The sequence below is a fragment of the Microbacterium sp. 8M genome (assembly GCF_902506375.1).
GTDB lineage: Bacteria > Actinomycetota > Actinomycetes > Actinomycetales > Microbacteriaceae > Microbacterium.
The window spans coordinates 2,365,368-2,385,433 of sequence record NZ_LR733284.1; the positions used below are offsets into that span (position 1 = coordinate 2,365,368).

Here is a 20,066-nt window from a genome sequence, read left to right on the forward strand (position 1 = left end):
ATTGGGAACGGGATGGGCGGGAACTAGGCGCTTCCGCTCGCCGACAGGCGGGCATGGACGGTCACGCCAGGCGTCCGCGGACCCGCTCACCCAGTTCCTGGCGGCTCCTGGCGCCGGCCTTGCGCATCGCGTTCGAGACATGGTGCTCGACGGTGCGCACGCTGATGTTCAGTTGCGTCGCGATCTCCGCGTTGGGAATGCTCCCCGCCAAGTGCGCGATCTGAACTTCTCTGGGCGTGAGTTCGTTCCGGACATGTCGTGACGCGCCTGCATCCAAGTGCGCGCCAGCGCCGGGGAACCGTGATGCGAGCAGCACCACCGCTTCTTCGAGCAGCTGAGTCTGGGGCGACGGTCGTCCTGCCGCGCGCATCACCGTGAGGCCTCCGCGCAACAGCATCCCGATCTGGTACTCGTCACCGTCGGCTTCGTAATCCCTCACGAGGTCCAGGGCAGCCGCGCCGTCCCCGTCGACGATCGTTCGCGCGATCGCGAGCAACCTGTCGTGCGCCGTGAATCCGTGAGCCAGGAACAACGCGGCCAGTCGTTGCAGCGCCTTCGGCCCGGGCCGAAGGCAAAGGCAGAGGAGACCCCCTGCCGCCGCCTCGAGCGAAAACCCTCTCCGCACGTGTTCCTCGATACGGTCCGCCACCGCCGTGTCGAACTCTGCATCGCTCTCAGTTCTCTTCGACAGCAACTCGTATATTGCGGTCCCCACTCCCGGCAACGGTCCAAAGGTCACGGAGCCGGTGCTGGGTCGGAGGCTGTGTCGCGAGTCGTAGACATCGAAATCGGCGACTGCGCTCAGCCGCACCATGGCGTCATGGAGCATGTTCACAAGGAATCCCGGCTTCCCCAAAGCCAGAGCCCCGTCGATCACGCGCATCGCGTCGTCGAACTGCCCGCGGTAGATCAACGAAATGGCGGCGACGTAACTCGCCATCAGGTAGCCGATCGAGTCTGCGTTCCGCCGTGCGCTCGACCGAGCGCGAAGAGCGAGGACCAGTGCATCGTCCATCCGTCCGCACGCGTACAGACTCAGCGCCTCGACGAAACCCGTCAGCGCGGGGATGACGATCGGCTCATCCACCGACGCCAGGCGCGCCGCCGCCTTCGCCGGCTCGAGCGCATAGACGTCGAACAGAGCCAGAACAGTCGCAACCGTCGAACTGGGTTCCGGATCCGCCGCCAGGCGCGCCATCCGCTCCCTGGAGTTCAGATCGAGGCCTCCGCTGCCCTCGAACAGCAACCGCAGCGCGGCGATGTCGGAAGACCAATCAGGGCGATCGGCCGCGAGGCTCTCAAGCGGACGGAAGACCGCCTCGCCGACAACACCGTTCGCTGCATTCCACATCGACTCGGCAAGCGCGAGATTGAGAAGCTCCCTGCCCACGCCGTCACGCCGCGTCGCCGCGAGAACCCGCCGGGGATCACGCTTCGGGCCCGGGGTCTCCCACCAAGCGTTCAACCAGCTCGCGGCGTTCCGGGCGCTCGGGTCCGCCTCCCAGCGTGCGAATGCCGTGCGTTCACGGGTCGCGCACCGTCGCGTGAAGTACCGGGCGGTTGCCGCCGGCTCCGCATCGGACTCGCGTCGAAGGCTCGCCAGGAGTTCTCCCAGACCGTCCTCCGACTCGTACTGCCCGTCCTCCTGCAGGCCCGTCTCCGCGGATCCGCCCCCGCGCGAGAGCAGATAACTGGCGATGACAGGGGGAACGATCGTGACATGACGCGCCGGATCTACTCCTGGGATCGACTGCAGCATCCCGCGTGCGATCAACCGCAGCACCGCGGGATCCGATGACGGCGGGATCGCTCCGTGTCGCGCGATATGGGTCAACGCAGTCATTTCGTCCGCGCGAAGACCGAGCAGGAGGCCCTCCACGGTCGGCGAGAGGTCTTCCGTCCACAGCGACGTCCCCTTCATCGTCCAGCGTCCGTCGTCGAGGCTCAGCTGGCCGTTGCGTGCGGCCGCTTCGGCGATCCGCCTGACCAGCCCGACGCGTCCCGCCGCCTTCATCCGGATGTGGCCCACCACAGCTGCGTCGACCGGACCTTCGAGAATCTGGACGAGAGCGGCGTAGACCTCCGCGTAACGGAGACTCGGCACGGTCACCACGATCTCCGGCCACCGATCATAAGAGACCGGGGAGCGCTCGTCGAGCAGACCTCCTGCGTCGACCGTCGTGACCAATGGGACGCCGGTCCTGCGCTGAGCCAGATCCAGAGCGGCCAGGGACAACGGGTCGAGGAACCCCGAGTCGTCGCTGACGATCGCGCAGCGGCCGCTCCGCTGAATACGGTCGACCAACGCCTCGGCCACCCCTGCCACGCCCACGCCGGCGGGGATCGATGCACCGAGGGATGTCACCAAGGCGGCGAACGTCACGGATCTGAGGGCCCGGTCCCCCGTCACCCGATGCACCACCCACCCGGCGGCCTCCAACGAACCCGCCACACGCGACGCGATCGTGGTCCGGCCGCTCAGCCGAGGGCCGGTGATCCGCACCGAGCTACCCGCGAGGACTCCATCCAGAACCTTGCGGGTCTCCGCATCGAAGAACCGTGCATCGTCCACCGCCAGCTCCTTCCCGCACGCGGACTGTCCGCCGCCCGTTGCCGAGAACCTATCTCGCTCCCCCGGACGCCGGGCACTGCGACGTGCCGGTCGCGCCGGCGAAAGCCGCATGGCACGCGTCGAAGGCAGCAATCCCGTCAGTCGGCGTCATAAAAGCACTGGTCGCGGGTCTTATCTCGTGGATGCTGCGCATTCACGGCCCGCGTCCTTTCCATCGCCCCAGCTCAGCCCCGAAGGAATCTCCATGGCTGCTTTTCTTCTCCTGTACCGCGCCGACCCTGCCGCAATGGCAGCCCTGCCTCAGCCGACCCCCGAGGAAGGCGCGCAGATCATGAAGGCCTGGATGGATTGGGGCCAGAGCGCGGGCGATGCGATCATCGACTTCGGCAACCCCACTGTGGCCGCATCGCCCGGCGCGGACCCCACCGTCGGCGGATACTCATTGGTTGCGGCGGACTCGTACGAGGAGGTGTCCCGTCTGCTTTCCGGACACCCGCACAGCGCCATGGGCGGCACGATCGACGTCTACGAGGTGCAGCCGATCGGCGCGTGACCGCGAACGACAGAGGCCCGGATCACTGATTTCCTCAGTGTTTCCGGGCCTTCTCTGTTGGCTGGGGTACCTGGACTCGAACCAAGAACAACTGAACCAGAATCAGCCGTGTTGCCAATTACACCATACCCCAAGGGCGAAACCGGGGCCTCGCACCGAGAGTCAAGCTTACCCGAGCTCAACCCCGGATCCAAACCGGGGCGGGATCCCGCGCGCGTCGCGCTCCCCCGCCCCGGTCGGTTGGCGATCAGCCCAGAAACTCGGCCAGCGCGCGCAGGCGGCGCAGCGTCTCGTCCTTGCCGAGCAGCTCCATCGACTCGAACAGCGGCGGCGACACCCGGCGACCGGTGAGGGCCACACGCGGCGGCCCGTAGGCGACGCGGGGCTTGAGGCCGAGCTCGTCGACCAGCGCGGCGGACAGCGCCTGCTGGATGGCCTCGGGCGTGAACGTGTCGAGCGGCTCGAGCGCGGCGGCCGAGGCGGTGAGCACCTCGGCGGCGTTCGCGGGCAGGCCCTTGAGCGCGTCCTCGTCATACGAGACCTGGTCGGCGAACAGGAATCCGAGCAGGCCCGGCACCTCGCCGAGCAGCTGCACGCGCTCCTGCACCAGCGGCGCGGCGCGGAACGCCAGCACGATCTGCTCGTGCGTGGGCTCGCCCTGGAACACGTCGGCGGCGGCGAGGTAGGGCAGCATCCGCTCGGCGAAGTCCTTGCCGTCCAGCAGGCGGATGTGATCGCCGTTGATGGACTCGGCCTTCTTCTGGTCGAAGCGCGCCGGATTCGGATTCACGTTCGCGATGTCGAACGCGGCGGTGAACTCCTCGAGCGAGAACACGTCTCGGTCGGGTCCGATCGACCAGCCCAGCAGCGCAAGGTAGTTCAGCAGCCCCTCGTGGATGAAGCCGCGCTCGCGGTGCAGGAACAGGTCGGCCTGCGGGTCGCGCTTGCTGAGCTTCTTGTTGCCGGTCTCGCCCAGCACGAGCGGCATGTGCGCGAAGCGCGGCACGAACGTCGTGACACCGGCGTCGATGAGCGCGCCGTAGAGCGCGAGCTGGCGCGCCGTGGAGGGCATGAGGTCCTCGCCGCGCAGCACGTGCGTGATGCCCATCAGCGCGTCGTCGACCGGGTTCACCAGTGTGTACAGCGGAGCGCCGTTCGGGCGCACCACGACGAAGTCGGGGAAGGATCCGGCCGGGAACGTCACCTCGCCGCGGATGAGGTCGACGTAGGTGAGGTCCTCGTCGGGAACGCGCAGGCGCAGCGCGGGCTGGCGGCCCTCGGCACGGAACGCGGCCTTCTGCTCCTCGGTGAGGTCGCGGTCGTAGTTGTCGTAGCCGAGCTGCTTGGCGCGACCGTTCGCCTCGTTGCGGGCGTCGATCTCCTCGGCCGTGGAGTAGCTCTCGTAGACGGCCCCGGATGCGATGAGCTTGTCGATCACCTCGCGGTAGATGTCGCCGCGCTCGGACTGACGGTACGGGCCGTGCGGGCCGCCGACCTCGACGCCCTCGTCCCAGTCGATCTTGAGCCAGGTGAGCGCGTCGACGAGCTGGCGGAAGCTCTCCTCGCTGTCGCGTGCGGCGTCGGTGTCCTCGATGCGGAAGACGAGCTTGCCGCCGGTGTGCCGGGCGTACGCCCAGTTGTACAGCGCGGTCCGCACCATGCCGACGTGCGGCAGGCCGGTCGGCGAGGGGCAGAAGCGGACGCGGACGTCGGATCCTGAGGCGGTCGTGGTGCGGGGATCGGGAGTAGCCATAACCCTTCGATTCTAGTTGCGAGCCGCCCCTCTCCCGAGCAGGCGCGGGCGCACGAGCCGGGGCCGGACGGAGGGTTCTCCGTCCGGCCCCGGACCGCCATTCACTGCGCGACGAGCTGGTCCACGTAGCCCGGCAGGCGAGGTGCGCCCCAGCCGGTCGTCAGGTCGTAGCCGGCCGTCGTGTCGTACCCCGGAACCGGGCCCGGCGTCAGCGAGCCGTCATCGGCGAGCGCCCACATGCGGTTGTTCGCGAGGTAGCCGCTCGGCGTCGTGCCGTACTGCAGCGGAACGATGTCGCCGAACGCCGCGGCCTTGTCGAAGGATCCGCTGTACAGCGCCTTGTTCAGGTCGCCGATCGGGCCCTTGCCCGCGGCGGCGCGCGCCTGGTTGGCGATCACCGTGGCGGCCGCGGCCTGCGGCGAGGCTGCCGAGGTGCCGCCGAAGACGCCCCACGCGGGACCGCCCTCGGTGCTCGGGAAGTACGTGTGGTACACGAGCACGCCGCCGTTCACGGCCGCGTTCCATGCAAGGTCGGGAACGCCGCGCGCCCCGCCGACCACCCCTGCGACGCCGTCCTGGTAGGCAGGCCGCGAGTACACCGTGGAGAGACCGCCGCCGGTGCCGATCTGGAAGCCGCCCTCGTTCCACACGGCCTCGCTCTCACCCCCGGCGTTCCAGCCCCAGTACGCGGGATTGCGGGCGCCGCTGGCGAGGTACGGCACATCCTCGGTCGGGTTCCACGTCCAGCCCGACTGCACCTGGGTGCCGCCGACCGACGTGACGTACGGCGAGACGTTCGGGTAGCTGACCTCGGGCGTCGAGCCGACGGCGCCGGCCCGGTGCGAGCGGACGTAGCCGGTGGACCCGTCATCGCCGGAGGAGGCGAAGAAGGTGTCGCCCTTCGCGAGGCCGCGCTGGAACGTCTTGTCGAACCGGTCGAACTGCGTCTTCGCCGCGGAGGCGGATCCGAACGTCTGCTCATCGGTGCCGAACGACATCGAGAACACCGTGCCGGCAGGGTACTTCTCGATGGCCCAGTCGATGGCCTTCATCAGGTTCGGCACGCCCTGCACCCCCTGCGTCTCGGCAGGGGGCGTGGACAGCAGCACGATGTGGGCCTTGGGCGCGATCGCGTAGGCCCACTGCACGTCGAGGTTGGCCTCGCCGGCCCAGCCCGCGGCCGAGTTGGGGCCGGACTGGCCGACGCCCTTGCCGGTGGGGTTCTTGTAGTCCGGAGTGCCCAGAGGAGAGACCGCCTCGAAGTCGGGGGCCGGCCCGCCGAACGTCTGCGCGAAGAAGTTCAGGTCCTCCGCGGCGGTCGGGCTGCCGTACGCGTCGACGAGCACGATCGTCTGCCCGGCGCCGTCGTTGCTGCCCGCGAGCGGACCGAGGCCGTAGTGCGCTCGCATCTGGTCGGGCGTGTAGCAGTGGATCGTCGTGGAGACGCGGTTGTCGGGCGCGGGCCGCTGGCACGCGACGGCTCCGCTCGCGTCCGCCTGAGACGTGAACGCGCTGTCGGGCGCCTGCGCCGCGAAGGGCACGACGCTCGCCGCGGCCGGCGGGGGCGACGAGACCGGAGACAGCGCGAGCGCGGTGGCTCCCGCCATCGCCGAGACGCCGAGAACGGCGAAGAGGGTCCTGGTTCGTGACATGCCAACCTCCCTGTTGACGGATCCCCGGGCCGCCGGGTCAGCGACGCCGGGCCGAGCACGACGCTACACCCGCATCAGCGCGCTGCTATCGGATCCCCAGCCGCCTCATAAGGTCGGCGCCGGATCCCGACGCGACCCGCTCGGATGCCGTCATCTCCGGCCGAGCGGCGAGAGCACGACGATCGCCGCAACGACCACGAGCGCCGCGATCGCCAGGCCCGCATAGGAGAACGACTGCAGGATCACCCCGGCGAGTACCGCGCCGCCGGCCGCGCTCAGGCTCATCAGCGAGTCGCTGCGGCCCTGACGGCGCGTGCGCAGCGCGGGCGCCGACGCCTCGGTGAGCAGCGCCGCGCCGGCCACCGTCGCGGCGCTCCAGCCCAGCCCGAGCAGGATCAGCGCGACCATCACTCCCCACGGGGTCTCCCCCGCGAACATCGCGAAGCACAGGGATCCCACGAGCAGCGCCTGTCCGAGCAGCACCGTGCGCATCCGACCCCAGCGGTCGGCGAGGATGCCGAACACGGGCGAGAGGCCGTACATGCCCGCGACGTGCAGCGCGATGGTCACCCCGACCAGGACCGTGACATCCACCTCGGACATTCCGCCGTGGCCCATGGATCCGTGTCCCATGGATCCGTGATCCATTCCCGCCATCGCCATGTTCACCAGGTGCACGGGCGTCATCGCCATCACCGACGCCATCGTGACGTGCGACCCGGCGACCGCGAAGATCGCGTAGCGCGCGGCGACAGGGCGGTCTCCGCGTTCGACGACCCCGGCGACGGATCCGGTCTCGGGAAGGTCCCGGGCGACGAGCAGCGGATCCGGCCGCAGCGCGACGAGGTACAGCGTGAACGCGGCGATCTGGGCGACCAGGGAGAACAGGTACGACCCCGTGTGCACGGGCATGCCGATGGCACGCCCCGCCTGCTCCCCCGCGCCGAGCAGCAGCGGTCCCGCCACGCCGCCGATGGTGGTCGCCCACACGACGATCGACAGGTCGCGGCCGCGGTGCGCGGGATCCGCGAGATCGGTCGCGGCGAACCGCGACTGCAGGTTCCCGGCGTTGCCCATTCCGATGAGCACGATCCCGATCAGCAGCAGCGGGAACACGCGCACCGCCGCGGCGGTGATCACGATCGCGATGCCGACGAGCGCGAGCAGGTTGCCCGCGGTGAGGGCGAAGCGCCGCCCCCGGGAGCTCGCGAGGCGCGCCAGCGGGATCGCGGCGAGTGCAGCACCCAGGGTCACGGAGGCGGTCGCCAGGCCCGACAACGCGTCGCTGCCGGAGATGTCCTTCGCGAGGAGCGCGCCCAGCGACACGGTCGCGCCGAAGGCGACCCCGCCGAGCACCTGTCCGAGCGACAGGATGCCGACCGTGCGGCGCTGGATCCGGCTCCGCTCCTCGACCGTCAGAGCGACGCCGCTCACGAGGCGGGGAGCGCGTCGCGCACGCTGTTGCGCAGCGTCCCGATGCCGGTGATCTCCACCTCGACCGTGTCGCCGGCGACGAAGGGGCCCACCCCGGCGGGCGTGCCGGTCATGATCACGTCTCCCGGCAGCAGCGTGAACACCGCCGAGGCGTAGGCGATGATGTCGGCGACCGAGTGGATCATGTCCGTCAGCGGCGCGTGCTGGCGCACCTCGCCGTTCACTCGCGTGGTCAGTTCCGCCGCGTCGAGATCGAACTCGGTCTCGATCCACGGGCCCAGCGGGCAGAACGTGTCGAAGCCCTTCGCGCGCGACCACTGCCCGTCCTTGCGCTGCAGGTCGCGCGCGGTGACGTCGTCCCCGACGGTGTAGCCGAAGACGTACTGCAGCGCGTTCTCCGCGGACACGTTCTTGGCGATCCGGCCGATCACGACGACGAGCTCGCCCTCGTGCTCGGTGCGCTCCGAGAGCGCTGCGGGGCGCACGATCGTGTCGCCGGGCCCGATCACCGAGGTGTTGGGCTTGAGGAACAGCAGCGGCTCCGCGGGGGCCTCCCCGCCCATCTCCGCCGCATGGTCGTGGTAGTTCTTCCCCACGCAGACCACCTTGGACCGCGGGATCACCGGCGCGAGCAGGGCGACGTCGGCGAGCGGCACGCGCTCCCCCGTCGTCTCGTAGCCCGCGAACATCGGATCGCCGGTCAGCACGACCAGCTCGCCCTCGTCGAGGATCCCGTACTTGATGCCGTCGTTGTGGCTGAACCGCGCGATCTTCACACGCTCAGCCTAGCCAGACCGCCCGAGGCGGACCCGGACCCTTCGCCGCGCGTCAGCTCGTGGCTTCGGCCTTGTTGCCGCCCGCCTCGAGCACGTCGCCCGCGGGAAGCTCCTTGTGCCCGCCGAACTGCAGGCGCATCGCCGAGAGCACCTTGTTCGCGTACAGGTCCTCATCGCGCGATGCGAAGCGCTCGAACAGCGACGCGGCGAGCACCGGCACCGGCACGCCCACGTCGACCGCGGCCTTGACGGTCCAGCGGCCCTCGCCGGAGTCCGAGACCCGCCCGGCCAGGCCGTCGAGCGTGGGGTTGCCCTGCAGCGCCGCCGCGGTGAGGTCGAGCAGCCACGACGAGATGACGGATCCGCGGCGCCACAGCTCGGCGACCTTCGGGGTGTCGATGTCGAACTGGTAGTACTCCGGCTCCTCCAGCGGCGCCACCTCGGCCGAGTGCTCGGCCTCGCGGATGCCCGCATCCGCGTTCTCGAGCAGGTTCAGGCCCTCGGCGAGGGCGGCCATCACGCCGTACTCGATGCCGTTGTGCACCATCTTCACGAAGTGACCGGCGCCGGAGGGGCCGCAGTGAAGGAAGCCGAGCTCCTCGTTGGAGAGGTCGCCGGTGCGACCCGGAGTACGCTCGATCTCGCCCGCCCCCGGCGCGATGGTCTCGAGGATCGGCGTGATGGTGGCGAACGCCTCATCCGGCCCGCCCACCATGAGGCAGTAGCCGCGCTCGAGCCCGAAGACGCCGCCGCTGGTGCCGACGTCCACGTAGTTCAGGCCCTTCTCCCGCAGCGCCTTGGCGCGGCGCACGTCGTCGCGGTAGTTGGAGTTGCCGCCGTCGATGAGGATGTCGCCCGGCTGGAGCACCTCGCTGATCTCCTCGACGACGCGTCCCGTGAGGCCCGCGGGGATCATCAGCCACACCACCCGGGGGCCGTCGAGCTTGGCCGCGAGGTCGGCGTAGTCGGTCGCACCGATCGCCCCCTCGGCGACCAGCGCCGCGACCGCGTCCGGATTGACGTCGTAGACGACGCACTCGTGCCCTCCGCGCATGAGGCGGCGCACGATGTTCGCCCCCATCCGTCCGAGTCCGACCATGGCCAGCTTCATGATGTTGTCCTCTCGCAGACTCTGCAGAAACGGGCCGGGCCCTTCGACAGGCTCAGGGACCGGCGGGGATTGTCGTGCGCCGCCGCAGCGGCGTCGGTGTGCCGGGATGCGCTCCCGGCGGCGTGATCAGGCGTCCAGCCGGACGAGCCAGCCGTGCGTGTCCTCGCGGCGACCGTACTGGATGTCGGTGAGCTCCTCGCGCAGGGACATGGCCAGCTCGGTCGACTCGGGACCCTCGTGCACGATCTCGAAGTCGTCGGCCATCAGCTTGCCGATCGGCACCACCACCGCGGCGGTGCCGCAGGCGAAGGCGCCGACGATCTCGCCCGACGCCGCGCCGTCGCGCCACTCCTGGATGGAGAGCTTGCGCTGCTCGACCTCCAGGCCGCGGTCCTGGGCGAGCTGCAGGATCGACGCCAGCGTGATGCCCTCGAGGATCGAGTCGGACGCCGGGGTGAGCAGCTTGCCGTCGCGCGTGACGAGCACGAGGTTCATGCCGCCGAGCTCCTCGATGTAGTCCCCGTCGAGGAACAGCACCTGCTGGCAGCCCTTCTTGTACGCCTCCTCCTGCGGAAGCAGGCTCGAGGCGTAGTTGCCGCCGGTCTTCGCCGCGCCCGTGCCGCCGTGCCCGGCGCGCGCGTAGTCGCGGGAGAGCCAGATGTTCACCGGCTGCACGCCGCCCGGGAAGTACGCCCCGGCCGGGCTCGCGATGAGGTAGTAGGCGACCTTCTTCGCGGCGCGCACGCCGAGGAACGCCTCCTTGGCGAACATGAACGGCCGCAGGTACAGGCTCTCCTCCGGGTTGGAAGGCACCCAGGCGCCGTCGACCGCGACGAGCTGCTTGAGCGACTCGATGAACAGCTCGGTCGGCAGCTCGGGCAGCGCGAGACGCCGCGCGGAGCGCTGCAGACGGGCCGCGTTGCGGTCGGGGCGGAAGGTCCAGATGGATCCGTCGGCGTGACGATAGGCCTTGAGCCCCTCGAAGATCTCCTGCGAGTAGTGCAGCACGGCCGCGGCGGGATCGAGCTCGATGGGGCCGTAGGGCGAGACGCGCGGGCGGTGCCAGCCGCCCTTCTCCGACCAGCACAGGTCGACCATGTGGTCGGTGAAGTGCTGCCCGAAGCCCGGGTTCTCGAGGATGGCCTCGCGCTCGGCGTCGGAGCGCGCCTCCTCGTTGCGGGTGACCCGCCAGATGAGGCCGGCGGGGGAAGGAGCCTGGAGAGGGAGTTCGATGGTCATGAGTGTGTCCTGACAGGTCGAAGGGGACGGCGTCGTGCGCGTGACTTCAGGTTACGCCTGGAGCCGCGCGATGATCGCCGCGCCGGTCTGTTCGGTGGTGCGGGCGCCTTCCCGCGACGCGATGTCCTCCTCGACCGCGCGCTGGACGCGGGCGGCCTCGTCGCTCAGCCCCAGGTGGTCCAGGAGGAGAGCCGTGGAGAGGATCGCGGCGGTGGGGTCGGCCTTCTGCTGACCCGCGATGTCGGGTGCCGAGCCGTGCACCGGCTCGAACATCGACGGGAACGCGCCGTCGGGGTTGATGTTGCCCGAGGCGGCGAGGCCGATGCCACCGGTGACGGCGCCGGCCAGATCCGTGAGGATGTCCCCGAAGAGGTTGTCGGTGACGATCACGTCGAAGCGCGAAGGGTGGGTGACCAGGAAGATCGTGGCCGCGTCGACGTGCAGATAGTCTACGGCCACATCGGGGTGCTCCTGCGCCACGGCGTCGACGATCCGCTTCCAGATCGCGCCGGCGTGCACGAGCACGTTGGTCTTGTGCACGAGGGTGAGCTTCTTGCGGCGCTTCTCTGCCAGCGCGAACGCATACCGGACGACGCGCTCCACACCGAACGCCGTGTTCACGCTGGTCTCGTTCGCGACCTCCTGCGGCGTGCCCTTGCGGATGGCCCCGCCGTTGCCGACGTACGGGCCCTCGGTGCCCTCACGCACCACGACGAAGTCGATCTCGCCCGGATCCGCCAGCGGCCCGGCGGCTCCCGGATACAGCTTGGACGGACGCAGGTTCACGTAGTGGTCGAGCTCGAAGCGGAGCTTGAGCAACAGGCCGCGCTCGATGTTCGCGTCCTTGAGGCGCGGATCCCCCGGCTGACCGCCGACCGCGCCGAGCAGGATCGCGTCGTGTGCGCGGATCGCGTCGAGGTCCTCGTCGGTGAGCGTGTCCCCCGTCTCCAGGTACCGCGCAGCGCCCAGCGAGAAGCGCGTCTTCTCGAAGGTCACGTCGCTGCCCGCGGTGACCGCGTCGAGCACCTTCTCCGCCTCCGCGACGACCTCGGGGCCGATGCCGTCCCCGGGGATGACGGCGAGCTTGACGACACGGGACGAGGCTTCAGACACGGGCGCTCCTCAATTGTTGCGGGTGGAGGATCCCAGGCTATCGGGAGCACGGGATCCTCCACGCCGCAATGTCGGGATCCGGGCGTCCGGGATCCGGGCGTCCGGGATCCTCGACGAGGACGTTGCGCCGTGCGTCTCAGCTCCCGAGCCGGCGGCCGAGCGTGAGCGCCGCGATCGTCGCGGCGCCGATCACGAGCACCCCGCCGATGAGGGAGGTCACCATGACGCCCGCGCCGAACGCATCGGCCGCCGCGTCGCGCAGCGCCGCCCCGAGCGTCTCCGGCAGCTGCTCGGCCGCGGAGAGCGCCCCGGCGAGCGTCTCCCGCGCCCGATCTGCGAGCGCTCCCGGCACTCCCTCGGGGATGACGAGGGCGTTGCGGTAGAACGCGGTGATGATGCCGCCGAGGATCGTGGTGCCGAGCACCGCGCCGAGCTCGTACGCCGTCTCGGACACCGCGCTGGCCGCCCCGGCCTTCTCCGGGGGCGCCGCCGCGAGGATGAGTTCGTTGGAGACCGTCTCCGCCGCGCCGATGCCGATGCCGAGCAGCCCGAACGCGACGATCAGCGGGGCGACGCCGTGGGCGTGCGTGGTGAACGCGGCCACCAGGTAGCCGGCGAGCGAGAACGCGAGCGCGGCCGGCACGAGCGCCTGCGGGCGCACCCGGCGCGCGATCGGCACGACGACGAGGCCTGCGACGATCATCAGCGCCATGCCCAGGATGAGCGCGAGGCCCGCCTGCACGGGCGTGAGCCCGAGCACGAGCTGCAGATGCTGCGACACGTAGTACAGGAAGCCGACGAGGGCGATCACGCTGAGCAGGTTCACGAGGATCGCCCCGCTGAACATGCCGCGGCGGAACAGCGCCATGTCGAGCATCGGCGTCTGCGCACGCAGCTGGCGGCGCACGAACAGCACGCCCACGCCCACGCCGAGCACGACGAGCAGGACGACGATCGGCGTGACGCCGTGGACGGCGAACTCCTTGATCGCGTAGACGACCGGCACCATCGTCGCCATGGACATCACGATGCTGATCGGATCGATCCGGCCCGGGTTCGGATCCCGGCTCTCCGGCACGAGGATCGGCGCGAGGATCAGCAGCGGGATGAGCACCGGCACCGCGACGAGGAACACGGATCCCCAGGCGAAGTGCTCCAGCAGCACTCCTCCGACGATCGGTCCGAGGGCGGATCCGGCAGAGAACCCGGCCGCCCACACCGCGATCGCGAGGCGCCGCTGATCGCGGTTGCGGAAGATGGAGCGCAGCAGCGACAGGGTCGAGGGCATGAGCATCGCGCCGAAGAACCCGAGTGCGGCGCGCGCCGCGATGAGCAGGCCCGCCGTGGGCGCGAACGCCGCCAGCGCCGAGATCAGCGCGAACCCGGTGGCGCCGATGAGCAGGAGCCGGCGCCGGCCGAACCGGTCGCCGAGCGTGCCCATGGTCACGAGCAGGCCGGCGAGCACGAGGGGATACGCGTCGATGATCCACAGCTGCTCGATGCCGCTGGGGCGCAAGGCGGTGGAGATCTCGGGCAGCGCGAACGACAGCACGGTGTTGTCGACGGAGACGAGCAGCACGGGCAGCATGAGCACGACCAGCGCCGCCCAGCCGCGCGCACCGACGCGGGGGCCGTCCTCGGTCCCCGGCAGGGAGATCGACGCTGTGGCGGACATGATGCACCTCTCGTTTCATGGCGGATAACTTAACCGTCCAGCTGGTATAGTAACAGACATGGCCAGACCCCCGCATGCCCGCGAGCGCGTGATCGACGCCTACGAGGCCCTGCTCATCTCCGAGGGAGAGCGCGCCGCGACCCTCGATGCCGTCGCCCGCGCCGCCGGGGTCTCCAAGGGCGGGCTGCTCTACCACTTCTCGTCCAAGGAGGAGCTCGCGTCGGCGATGCTCGCCCGGCTCGCCCGGCTCGTCGACGAGGACGTCGCCGCGATGCACGTCGCGAAGACCGGCCCCGTCGAGTACTACCTGCGCACCTCGGTGATGATGGACGATGCTCTCGACCGCGCGATCATCGCGGTCTCCCGCCTCGCCCAGGGCGGCAGCCAGCCGGCCGCGGAGGCCCTGCACGGCATGCGGGAGCGCTCGGCGGCGGAGATCCGCCCGCACGTGCGGGATCAGGCAGCACTCGACCTCGTGCTGCTGCTCAGCGACGGCCTGTTCTTCAACAACGCCGTGGACTCCGACGGATCGGACGGCGTCGTCCCCTCGGGCACCGCGCTGGACGAGCTGGTCGCGCTCGTGCTGCAGGCGACCCGGCCCTGACCCGGCGCTCAGCGCTCGGGCGCGCCGGCCGCCGGGCCACCGCCCGACACTCCACCCGCAGCGCTCAGCCGGCGCTCGAGGTGGCGCCGGATCGCGCCGTCCGCGGTGCGGTCGATCGCCGCGCGGAGATCGACCTGCGCCCCGTGCGCGTCGCCGGCACGGATGCCCAGCTCGGCGCGCACGGCGAACGCCTGAGCGGCGAGCGGACCGGCGAAGAGCTCCTCGTCGGCGTCGAGCTCCAGGCGCACGCCCTCCGCGTCGTGCCCGTCGGCAAAGCCACGAGCCACCAACCGGGCGAGCCGGGCGGATGGCGACGGCCACTGCGCGACGAGCCCGTCGTAGAGCAGCGCGATCGCCGCCCAGTCGGTCGCCTCCCAGCCGGGGGCGATGGCGTGCAGGCCGGCGATCCCCGCCTGCAGCGCGAAGCGCCCCGGTGTCCCGTCACCGCCCCCGCCGCTCAGCGCGCGGGTCGCGAGCGCCTCCCCCTCTGCGATCAGCCTGCGGTCCCACAGGCTCCGGTCCGCCTCGGCGAGCGCCACGAGTTCGCCGGCCGGATCCACGCGTGACGGATGACGCGCCTCGGTGAGCAGCAGAAGCGCGAGCAGGCCGCACGCCTCGGTGTCGTCGTCGCCGGCGACGCGCAGGGCGTCGCGCGCGAGAGCGACGGCGTCCGCGCACAGCCGGCGGCTGTCGGCGCCGGTGGGTGCCGCGTAGCCGGTCGTGTACAGCAGGGCGATGACGGAGAGTGCATCGCCGAGCCGCGCGGCGACCTGCTGGTCATCGGTCATCTGGAACCGGATGGCGGAGTCGTGCAGCCGCTTCTTCGCCCGGGTGAGGCGCGCTGCCATCGTGCTCTCCGTCACGAGCAGCATCGCGGCGACGTCCGCCGTGGGCACGCCGCAGACGAAGCGCAGGGCGAGGGCGAGCCGGGTCTCCTGGGCGAGCTCGGGGTGGCACACGGTGAGGATCAGCTCGAGCCGCTCGTCACCGGTGAACGCGAAGTCCGGGAACGGGTCGGCGGGAGCGATGATCGCCTCCGACGCGAGCACCGGCAGCGCCTTCGCCGCGGTCCGCGCACGGCGGATGCCGTCCACGGCGATCCGCCGTGCCGCCGTGGTGATCCACGCAGCGGGGTTCGCCGGTGCGCGTCCTTCCCGTTCCTGGGCGATCGCACGCAGGAACGCCTCCTGCACGGCGTCCTCCGCGAGCTGCAGATCACCGGTGTACGCCGTCACCGCGCCGAGGATGCGCCCCGCGTCGGCGCGGAACGCATCCTCGATCCGGGAGGCCATGGATCGGCCGCTCAGCCCATCGCCGGGGCGCCGCTGGACATGTCCAGGACGGGGTGCACGTCGAGCCAGCCCCCGGTGGGGACCAGCGCAGCGAGCTCGCGCGCCTGCTCCGGGGAGTCCGCGGTGAACACGTAGAAGCCGGTGACGACCTCGCGGGTCTCGCCGAACGGACCGTCCGTGAAGACCGGGCCGTCGGCAGTGGGACGGATCCGGAACGCTTCGGCCTGCGGGCGCAGCGGGACGCCGGCGGTGATCCGGTGGCCCGCGGCCTGGACGGCCGCCTGGAAGGCCTTGTGACCCTCGAGATCGGCCTCGATCTGCGCCGCCGGGAGCCTGGTGGGGTCCCACTCGGGCTCGTGGATGATGATCATGTACTCGTCGGACATGGTGTCTCCTTCATCGTGCGGGCGGGAAGCCCGTGAGGTGTCGAACACCGATACGACGTGGAGAGCCCGCCGAAATCGACAACCCGGCCAGATTCTCTCAGAGAAAGTCGCCCGGGTGCGGGGCGCGCACCGCGCGCAGACGACGAACCGCCGCCCGGATGGTCCCGGGCGGCGGTTCTTCGAGGCTTCAGGGGCCGCTGGGCCGGATCAGGCCTCGACGAGCTCGATCTGGCGGAACAGGTCGGCGTCGATGGCGTCGCGGACCTCCTCGAGGAGCGTCTCCGGGATCGGCGAGTCGAGGGTCAGCACGCTGAGCGCCTGGCCGCCGGCGGTCTCACGGGCGATCTGCATGCCGGCGATGTTGATGCCGGCGTCGCCGAAGCGCTGGCCGTAGACCGCGACGATGCCGGGGCGGTCGGTGTAGAGCATGACCACGTGGTGCTTCTCGATCGGCAGCTCGACGGCGTGGCCGTTGATCGCGACGAGCTTCTCGATCTGCTTCGGGCCGGTCAGCGTGCCCGACACCGACACCTGGCTGCCGTCGGCGAGAGCGCCGCGCAGGGTGATGACGTTGCGGTACTCCTCGCTGATGTCGTCCTGCACGAGACGCACCGCGACGCCGCGCTGCTCGGCGAGCAGCGGGGCGTTCACGTACGACACGGTCTCGCTGACGATGGGGGTGAAGACGCCCTTGAGCGCGGCGAGGCGCAGCACGCCGACGTCGTAGCCGTTGAGCTCGCCGTGCACCTCGACGTCGAGGCTGGTCAGCGGCGACTGCGCGAGGGCGGAGAGGATCTGGCCGAGCTTCTCCGTGAGCGGGATCCCGGGGCGCACGTACGGGTCGATGACGCCGCCCGCCACGTTCACCGCATCCGGGACCAGGTCGCCGCCGAGCGCAAGGCGCACGGAGCGCGCGACCGAGACACCGGCCTTCTCCTGCGCCTCATCGGTCGACGCGCCCAGGTGCGGGGTGACGACGACGTTCGGCAGCGCCGTCAGGGCGCGTGCGGTGCTGCCCTCGGCGGGGGGCTCGGTGGTGAAGACGTCGAGGCCGGCACCGGCGATCTCGCCGTTCTGCAGCGCGACGAGCAGCGCCTCCTCGTCGATGAGGCCGCCGCGGGCGACGTTGACGACGTACGCGGTGGGCTTCATTGCGCGGAACTGCTCGGCGCCGATCATGCCGGTGGTCTCCGGCGTCTTCGGCATGTGGATCGTGAGGAAGTCGCTCTCCGCGACGAGCTCCTCGAGGCTCAGCAGCTGCACGCCGAGCTGCTGGGCGCGGGCGCTCGTGACGTACGGGTCGTAGGCGACGACGCGCATGTCGAACGCGGCGAGGCGCGCCGCGACGAGGGCGCCGATGCGGCCGAGGCCGACGATCCCGACGGTCTTCTCGAAGAGCTCGGTGCCCGTGAAGGAGCTGCGCTTCCACTCCCCCGCCGACAGCGACGCGTGCGCGGCTGGCACGCGACGGGCGAGGCTCAGGATGTGCCCGACCGTGAGCTCGGCGGCCGAGACGATGTTCGAGGTGGGGGCGTTCACCACCATGACGCCCGCGGCGGTCGCCGCCTTGATGTCGACGTTGTCGAGCCCCACGCCGGCGCGCGCGACGACCTTCAGCACGGGTGCGTGCGAGAGCGCCTCGGCGTCGATCCTCGTGGCGGAGCGGATGAGGACCGCGTCGGCGTCGGCGAGGGCGGCGAACAGCGCCTCCCGGTCGGTGCCGTCCACGGAGCGGATGTCGAAGTCGGGGCCGAGCGCATCCACCGTGGCGGGCGAGAGCGTCTCTGCGAGGAGGACGACGGGCTTGCGGGCGGACGAGTTCACGGCGTTCTCGGGCACAGAGAGATCCTTCGGGGCTGGGAAGGGGGATCCGGACGCGCCGCACCGTCGGGGCGCGATAGTGCGAACAGCCTACCCGAGAGCGCAGAGCCTCCCCGACCGTGTGACACCTCGCGTCATACCGCCGCTCAGTGGCCGCCGGACAGGGTGTACCCCACGACGTCCAGCCAGAACACCGCCACCACGCCGAGGCCGGCGAGCAGCACGAGAGCCAGGACGCCCAGGCCGCGGCGCCGCGTGAGCGCGACGGCCAGGGCGTACACGATCACCGGCATGACGATCGCGAGGATCAGCGCCACCCACGTCGTCGCGTCGACGGCGAGGCCCACGAGCGGGATCATGTACGCGATCGCGTTCCACACGGCGTAGGCGTACAGCAGCCCGAACACGCCGAGCAGCGTGTACAGGATCCACCGCGGCCGGCGCGGATCCGTCGTCGTCACTGCCTCAGCGCTCATGCTCCCACCGTCCCGAACATCACGAAGGGCCACGGCACGAGCAGCGCCGCGCCGGCGATCAGGGCCACGATCCGGATCCACGAGGCGCGACCCCGGGTCAGCGCCCAGGTCGCCGCGAACCAGAGCACGGGGGCGAGGGCCGCGAGCCACATCCAGGGGAAGTACGTCCAGTCGCCCAGCAGGAGCGAGGCCCGGGGCCGCAGGCGGAATCCGCCGACGATCCACCCCGCGGCGAAGAGCAGGTAGACGCCGCCGATGATCCCGTAGAACACGAGCGCGGCATTGCCTGCCCCGACGGGCTCCTCCTGCTCAGCAGAGTCCCCTGCCGAGGGGGCGCTGGCTGCCGCGCCCGTGGGCGCCTCCCGCGGCGTCGCTGCCGGCGGCACGTCGTGGTGCACGGCCTCACCGGAGGCCGGCGGCGCGGCGGCGGGCGGCGTGTTCGCCGCGGGAGCGTTCGGCGCTTCGGGCTCGTCGCCCTCCCAGCGCAGCGCGTCGTCCGGATCGGTCGTCATGAGTCCAGAGTAGCGACCGATATCCCACCTGCACGGCCTCCCCGCCGCTAGGCTCAGGGCCAGCACCAGGGGAAGGGAAAGGACCACCGTGCCTGAGAACAGCAGCAAGAAGCCCGCCCGCACCGCGGCAGCCAGGAGCGCCTCCGCCGCGGCGAAGTCCGCGGCTCCCGCCGACGGCCCGGCGGATCCGCCTGCGGGCTGGACGCCCACTCCCGAGGCGAAGGCGACCGCGACCCGGTTCCGCTGGATCGCCGCCGTGCTCTGGGTCGTCGCCATCGCCGCAGAGGCCGTCGGCATCTTCTGGCTGCTGCGGCAGCGTCAGGTCACCGGCGGAGACGGCGGTTACGTCCGCAACCCCGACACCGGTCTGCTCGAGCAGCAGGGCGCGACGGTCACGTTCCCGCAGTGGGCGTTCATCACGCTGATCGTGCTGTTCGTCGTGATCGCGGCGCTGTCGATCACCGGATCCTTCCTATGGAAGAAGGCCAACCACCTGGATCCGGCGCGTCGCTCGGACACCGTGCGGTTCTTCGTGCAGAACCAGCTCGGCGCGATCATCGCGATCATCGCGTTCGTGCCGCTCATCATCATGGTGTTCCTCAACAAGAACATGGACAAGGGCCAGAAGACGATCGCCGGCATCGTGGGCATCGCCCTGGCCGCGCTCGCGGTCGTGCTGGGCATCGACTTCAAGCCGGCGTCCGTCGAGCAGTACACGGCGGACCAGTCGACCGTGATCCAGCTGCTCGGCAAGGACCAGGTGACCTGGGTCGCCGGTGGCGCCGTCTACCACGTGTGCGACAAGGTCTCCGACATCCAGACCGGCAGCCAGATCCAGACCGGCACCACCGCCGAGGCCGTCGCGGCCGGGAAGGAGCGCCTGACGCTGAAGTTCGCCTCGGAGCTCGAGAAGTGCGGTCTGCCCGTGCCGGAGAACGCCGCGGCGATCGCCGACGCGCTGCGCCAGATCCAGGGGGGCCAGACCGTCAGCCTCCCCGCCCCGGTATGGGCGGACGGCACCCAGGCGCCGATCACGGTGCCGGACGCCCCGGCGTCCGGGTCAGAGCCCGCTCCGACCAGCACGCCGTGACCGGCGC

The 20,066-nt window shown here is 70.7% G+C and carries 17 protein-coding genes and 1 tRNA gene; 3 read left to right on the forward strand and 15 right to left on the reverse strand.

What is annotated here, in order from left to right:
• Window positions 1–61 precede the first annotated feature (61 nt).
• Window positions 62–2,572, reverse strand: coding sequence for a helix-turn-helix transcriptional regulator (locus AERO9AM_RS11345; RefSeq protein WP_159576232.1), 2,511 nt, complete (start codon window positions 2,570–2,572; stop codon window positions 62–64).
• Between the two features lie 244 nt (window positions 2,573–2,816).
• On the opposite strand from AERO9AM_RS11345, the gene AERO9AM_RS11350 reads away from it, so the two are divergent.
• Window positions 2,817–3,125 carry a YciI family protein gene (locus tag AERO9AM_RS11350; protein WP_159576233.1) on the forward strand — a complete coding sequence of 103 codons (309 nt, stop codon included), beginning with the start codon at window positions 2,817–2,819 and terminating at the stop codon, window positions 3,123–3,125.
• Between the two features lie 58 nt (window positions 3,126–3,183).
• Here AERO9AM_RS11350 and AERO9AM_RS11355 read toward each other — a convergent pair.
• The 9 genes from AERO9AM_RS11355 to AERO9AM_RS11395 all read right to left on the reverse strand — a co-directional run bounded on the left by AERO9AM_RS11355 (window position 3,184) and on the right by AERO9AM_RS11395 (window position 13,878).
• Window positions 3,184–3,258 (reverse strand) — tRNA-Gln (locus AERO9AM_RS11355).
• Window positions 3,259–3,372: 114 nt separating this feature from the next.
• Complete coding sequence (gltX, locus tag AERO9AM_RS11360) at window positions 3,373–4,878, reverse strand: glutamate--tRNA ligase (RefSeq protein WP_159576234.1); 1,506 nt, start codon at window positions 4,876–4,878, stop codon at window positions 3,373–3,375.
• Between the two features lie 101 nt (window positions 4,879–4,979).
• Window positions 4,980–6,530, reverse strand: a complete 1,551-nt coding sequence (locus AERO9AM_RS11365) for a S53 family peptidase (protein WP_159576235.1) — start codon at window positions 6,528–6,530, stop codon at window positions 4,980–4,982.
• Window positions 6,531–6,680: 150 nt separating this feature from the next.
• Complete coding sequence (locus tag AERO9AM_RS11370; protein ID WP_159576236.1) at window positions 6,681–7,964, reverse strand: MFS transporter; 1,284 nt, start codon at window positions 7,962–7,964, stop codon at window positions 6,681–6,683.
• Complete coding sequence (locus tag AERO9AM_RS11375) at window positions 7,961–8,740, reverse strand: fumarylacetoacetate hydrolase family protein (RefSeq protein ID WP_159576237.1); 780 nt, start codon at window positions 8,738–8,740, stop codon at window positions 7,961–7,963. The genes AERO9AM_RS11370 and AERO9AM_RS11375 overlap by 4 nt, the downstream gene beginning before the upstream one ends.
• Before the next feature lie 52 nt (window positions 8,741–8,792).
• The gene (gnd, locus tag AERO9AM_RS11380) at window positions 8,793–9,851 is read right to left on the reverse strand and encodes a phosphogluconate dehydrogenase (NAD(+)-dependent, decarboxylating) (RefSeq protein WP_159576238.1); all 1,059 of its coding nucleotides are present in this window, start codon (window positions 9,849–9,851) and stop codon (window positions 8,793–8,795) included.
• A 126-nt stretch (window positions 9,852–9,977) separates the two neighbouring features.
• Window positions 9,978–11,090 carry a branched-chain amino acid aminotransferase gene (locus AERO9AM_RS11385; RefSeq protein ID WP_159576239.1) on the reverse strand — a complete coding sequence of 371 codons (1,113 nt, stop codon included), beginning with the start codon at window positions 11,088–11,090 and terminating at the stop codon, window positions 9,978–9,980.
• Between the two features lie 51 nt (window positions 11,091–11,141).
• A complete protein-coding gene (locus AERO9AM_RS11390; RefSeq protein ID WP_159576240.1) occupies window positions 11,142–12,203 on the reverse strand; it encodes a 3-isopropylmalate dehydrogenase in 1,062 nt (353 codons plus the stop codon).
• 136 nt (window positions 12,204–12,339) lie between these two features.
• Window positions 12,340–13,878 carry an MFS transporter gene (locus AERO9AM_RS11395; protein ID WP_159576241.1) on the reverse strand — a complete coding sequence of 513 codons (1,539 nt, stop codon included), beginning with the start codon at window positions 13,876–13,878 and terminating at the stop codon, window positions 12,340–12,342.
• Between the two features lie 58 nt (window positions 13,879–13,936).
• On the opposite strand from AERO9AM_RS11395, the gene AERO9AM_RS11400 reads away from it, so the two are divergent.
• Window positions 13,937–14,482, forward strand: a complete 546-nt coding sequence (locus AERO9AM_RS11400; protein WP_159576242.1) for a TetR/AcrR family transcriptional regulator — start codon at window positions 13,937–13,939, stop codon at window positions 14,480–14,482.
• 8 nt (window positions 14,483–14,490) lie between these two features.
• Here the strand turns inward: AERO9AM_RS11400 and AERO9AM_RS11405 are convergent, their stop codons facing one another.
• From AERO9AM_RS11405 to AERO9AM_RS11425, 5 genes are all read right to left on the reverse strand, one after another.
• Window positions 14,491–15,774, reverse strand: a complete 1,284-nt coding sequence (locus tag AERO9AM_RS11405) for an RNA polymerase sigma factor (protein WP_159576243.1) — start codon at window positions 15,772–15,774, stop codon at window positions 14,491–14,493.
• A gap of 11 nt (window positions 15,775–15,785) precedes the next feature.
• On the reverse strand, window positions 15,786–16,160 hold the full coding sequence (locus tag AERO9AM_RS11410) for a YciI family protein (RefSeq protein ID WP_159576244.1): 375 nt from the start codon (window positions 16,158–16,160) through the stop codon (window positions 15,786–15,788).
• A 207-nt stretch (window positions 16,161–16,367) separates the two neighbouring features.
• Complete coding sequence (gene serA, locus AERO9AM_RS11415) at window positions 16,368–17,999, reverse strand: phosphoglycerate dehydrogenase (RefSeq protein WP_236602590.1); 1,632 nt, start codon at window positions 17,997–17,999, stop codon at window positions 16,368–16,370.
• Window positions 18,000–18,127: 128 nt separating this feature from the next.
• Window positions 18,128–18,457, reverse strand: a complete 330-nt coding sequence (locus AERO9AM_RS11420; protein WP_236602591.1) for a hypothetical protein — start codon at window positions 18,455–18,457, stop codon at window positions 18,128–18,130.
• Entirely contained in the window at window positions 18,454–18,969 is a 516-nt protein-coding gene (locus AERO9AM_RS11425; protein ID WP_159576245.1) for a hypothetical protein, read from the reverse strand. The genes AERO9AM_RS11420 and AERO9AM_RS11425 overlap by 4 nt, the downstream gene beginning before the upstream one ends.
• An 88-nt stretch (window positions 18,970–19,057) precedes the next feature.
• On the opposite strand from AERO9AM_RS11425, the gene AERO9AM_RS11430 reads away from it, so the two are divergent.
• The gene (locus AERO9AM_RS11430; protein ID WP_236602592.1) at window positions 19,058–20,059 is read left to right on the forward strand and encodes a hypothetical protein; all 1,002 of its coding nucleotides are present in this window, start codon (window positions 19,058–19,060) and stop codon (window positions 20,057–20,059) included.
• Window positions 20,060–20,066: the final 7 nt, after the last annotated feature.

Coding starts and splice junctions, on each gene's coding strand:
- AERO9AM_RS11350 (WP_159576233.1), top strand. CDS start 2,817: ATGGCTGCTTTTCTTCTCCTGTACCGCGCCGACCCTGCCGCAATGGCA.
- gltX (WP_159576234.1), bottom strand. CDS start 4,878: ATGGCTACTCCCGATCCCCGCACCACGACCGCCTCAGGATCCGACGTC.
- AERO9AM_RS11365 (WP_159576235.1), bottom strand. CDS start 6,530: ATGTCACGAACCAGGACCCTCTTCGCCGTTCTCGGCGTCTCGGCGATG.
- gnd (WP_159576238.1), bottom strand. CDS start 9,851: ATGAAGCTGGCCATGGTCGGACTCGGACGGATGGGGGCGAACATCGTG.
- AERO9AM_RS11385 (WP_159576239.1), bottom strand. CDS start 11,090: ATGACCATCGAACTCCCTCTCCAGGCTCCTTCCCCCGCCGGCCTCATC.
- AERO9AM_RS11395 (WP_159576241.1), bottom strand. CDS start 13,878: ATGTCCGCCACAGCGTCGATCTCCCTGCCGGGGACCGAGGACGGCCCC.
- AERO9AM_RS11400 (WP_159576242.1), top strand. CDS start 13,937: ATGGCCAGACCCCCGCATGCCCGCGAGCGCGTGATCGACGCCTACGAG.
- AERO9AM_RS11405 (WP_159576243.1), bottom strand. CDS start 15,774: ATGGCCTCCCGGATCGAGGATGCGTTCCGCGCCGACGCGGGGCGCATC.
- AERO9AM_RS11410 (WP_159576244.1), bottom strand. CDS start 16,160: ATGTCCGACGAGTACATGATCATCATCCACGAGCCCGAGTGGGACCCC.
- AERO9AM_RS11420 (WP_236602591.1), bottom strand. CDS start 18,457: ATGAGCGCTGAGGCAGTGACGACGACGGATCCGCGCCGGCCGCGGTGG.
- AERO9AM_RS11425 (WP_159576245.1), bottom strand. CDS start 18,969: ATGACGACCGATCCGGACGACGCGCTGCGCTGGGAGGGCGACGAGCCC.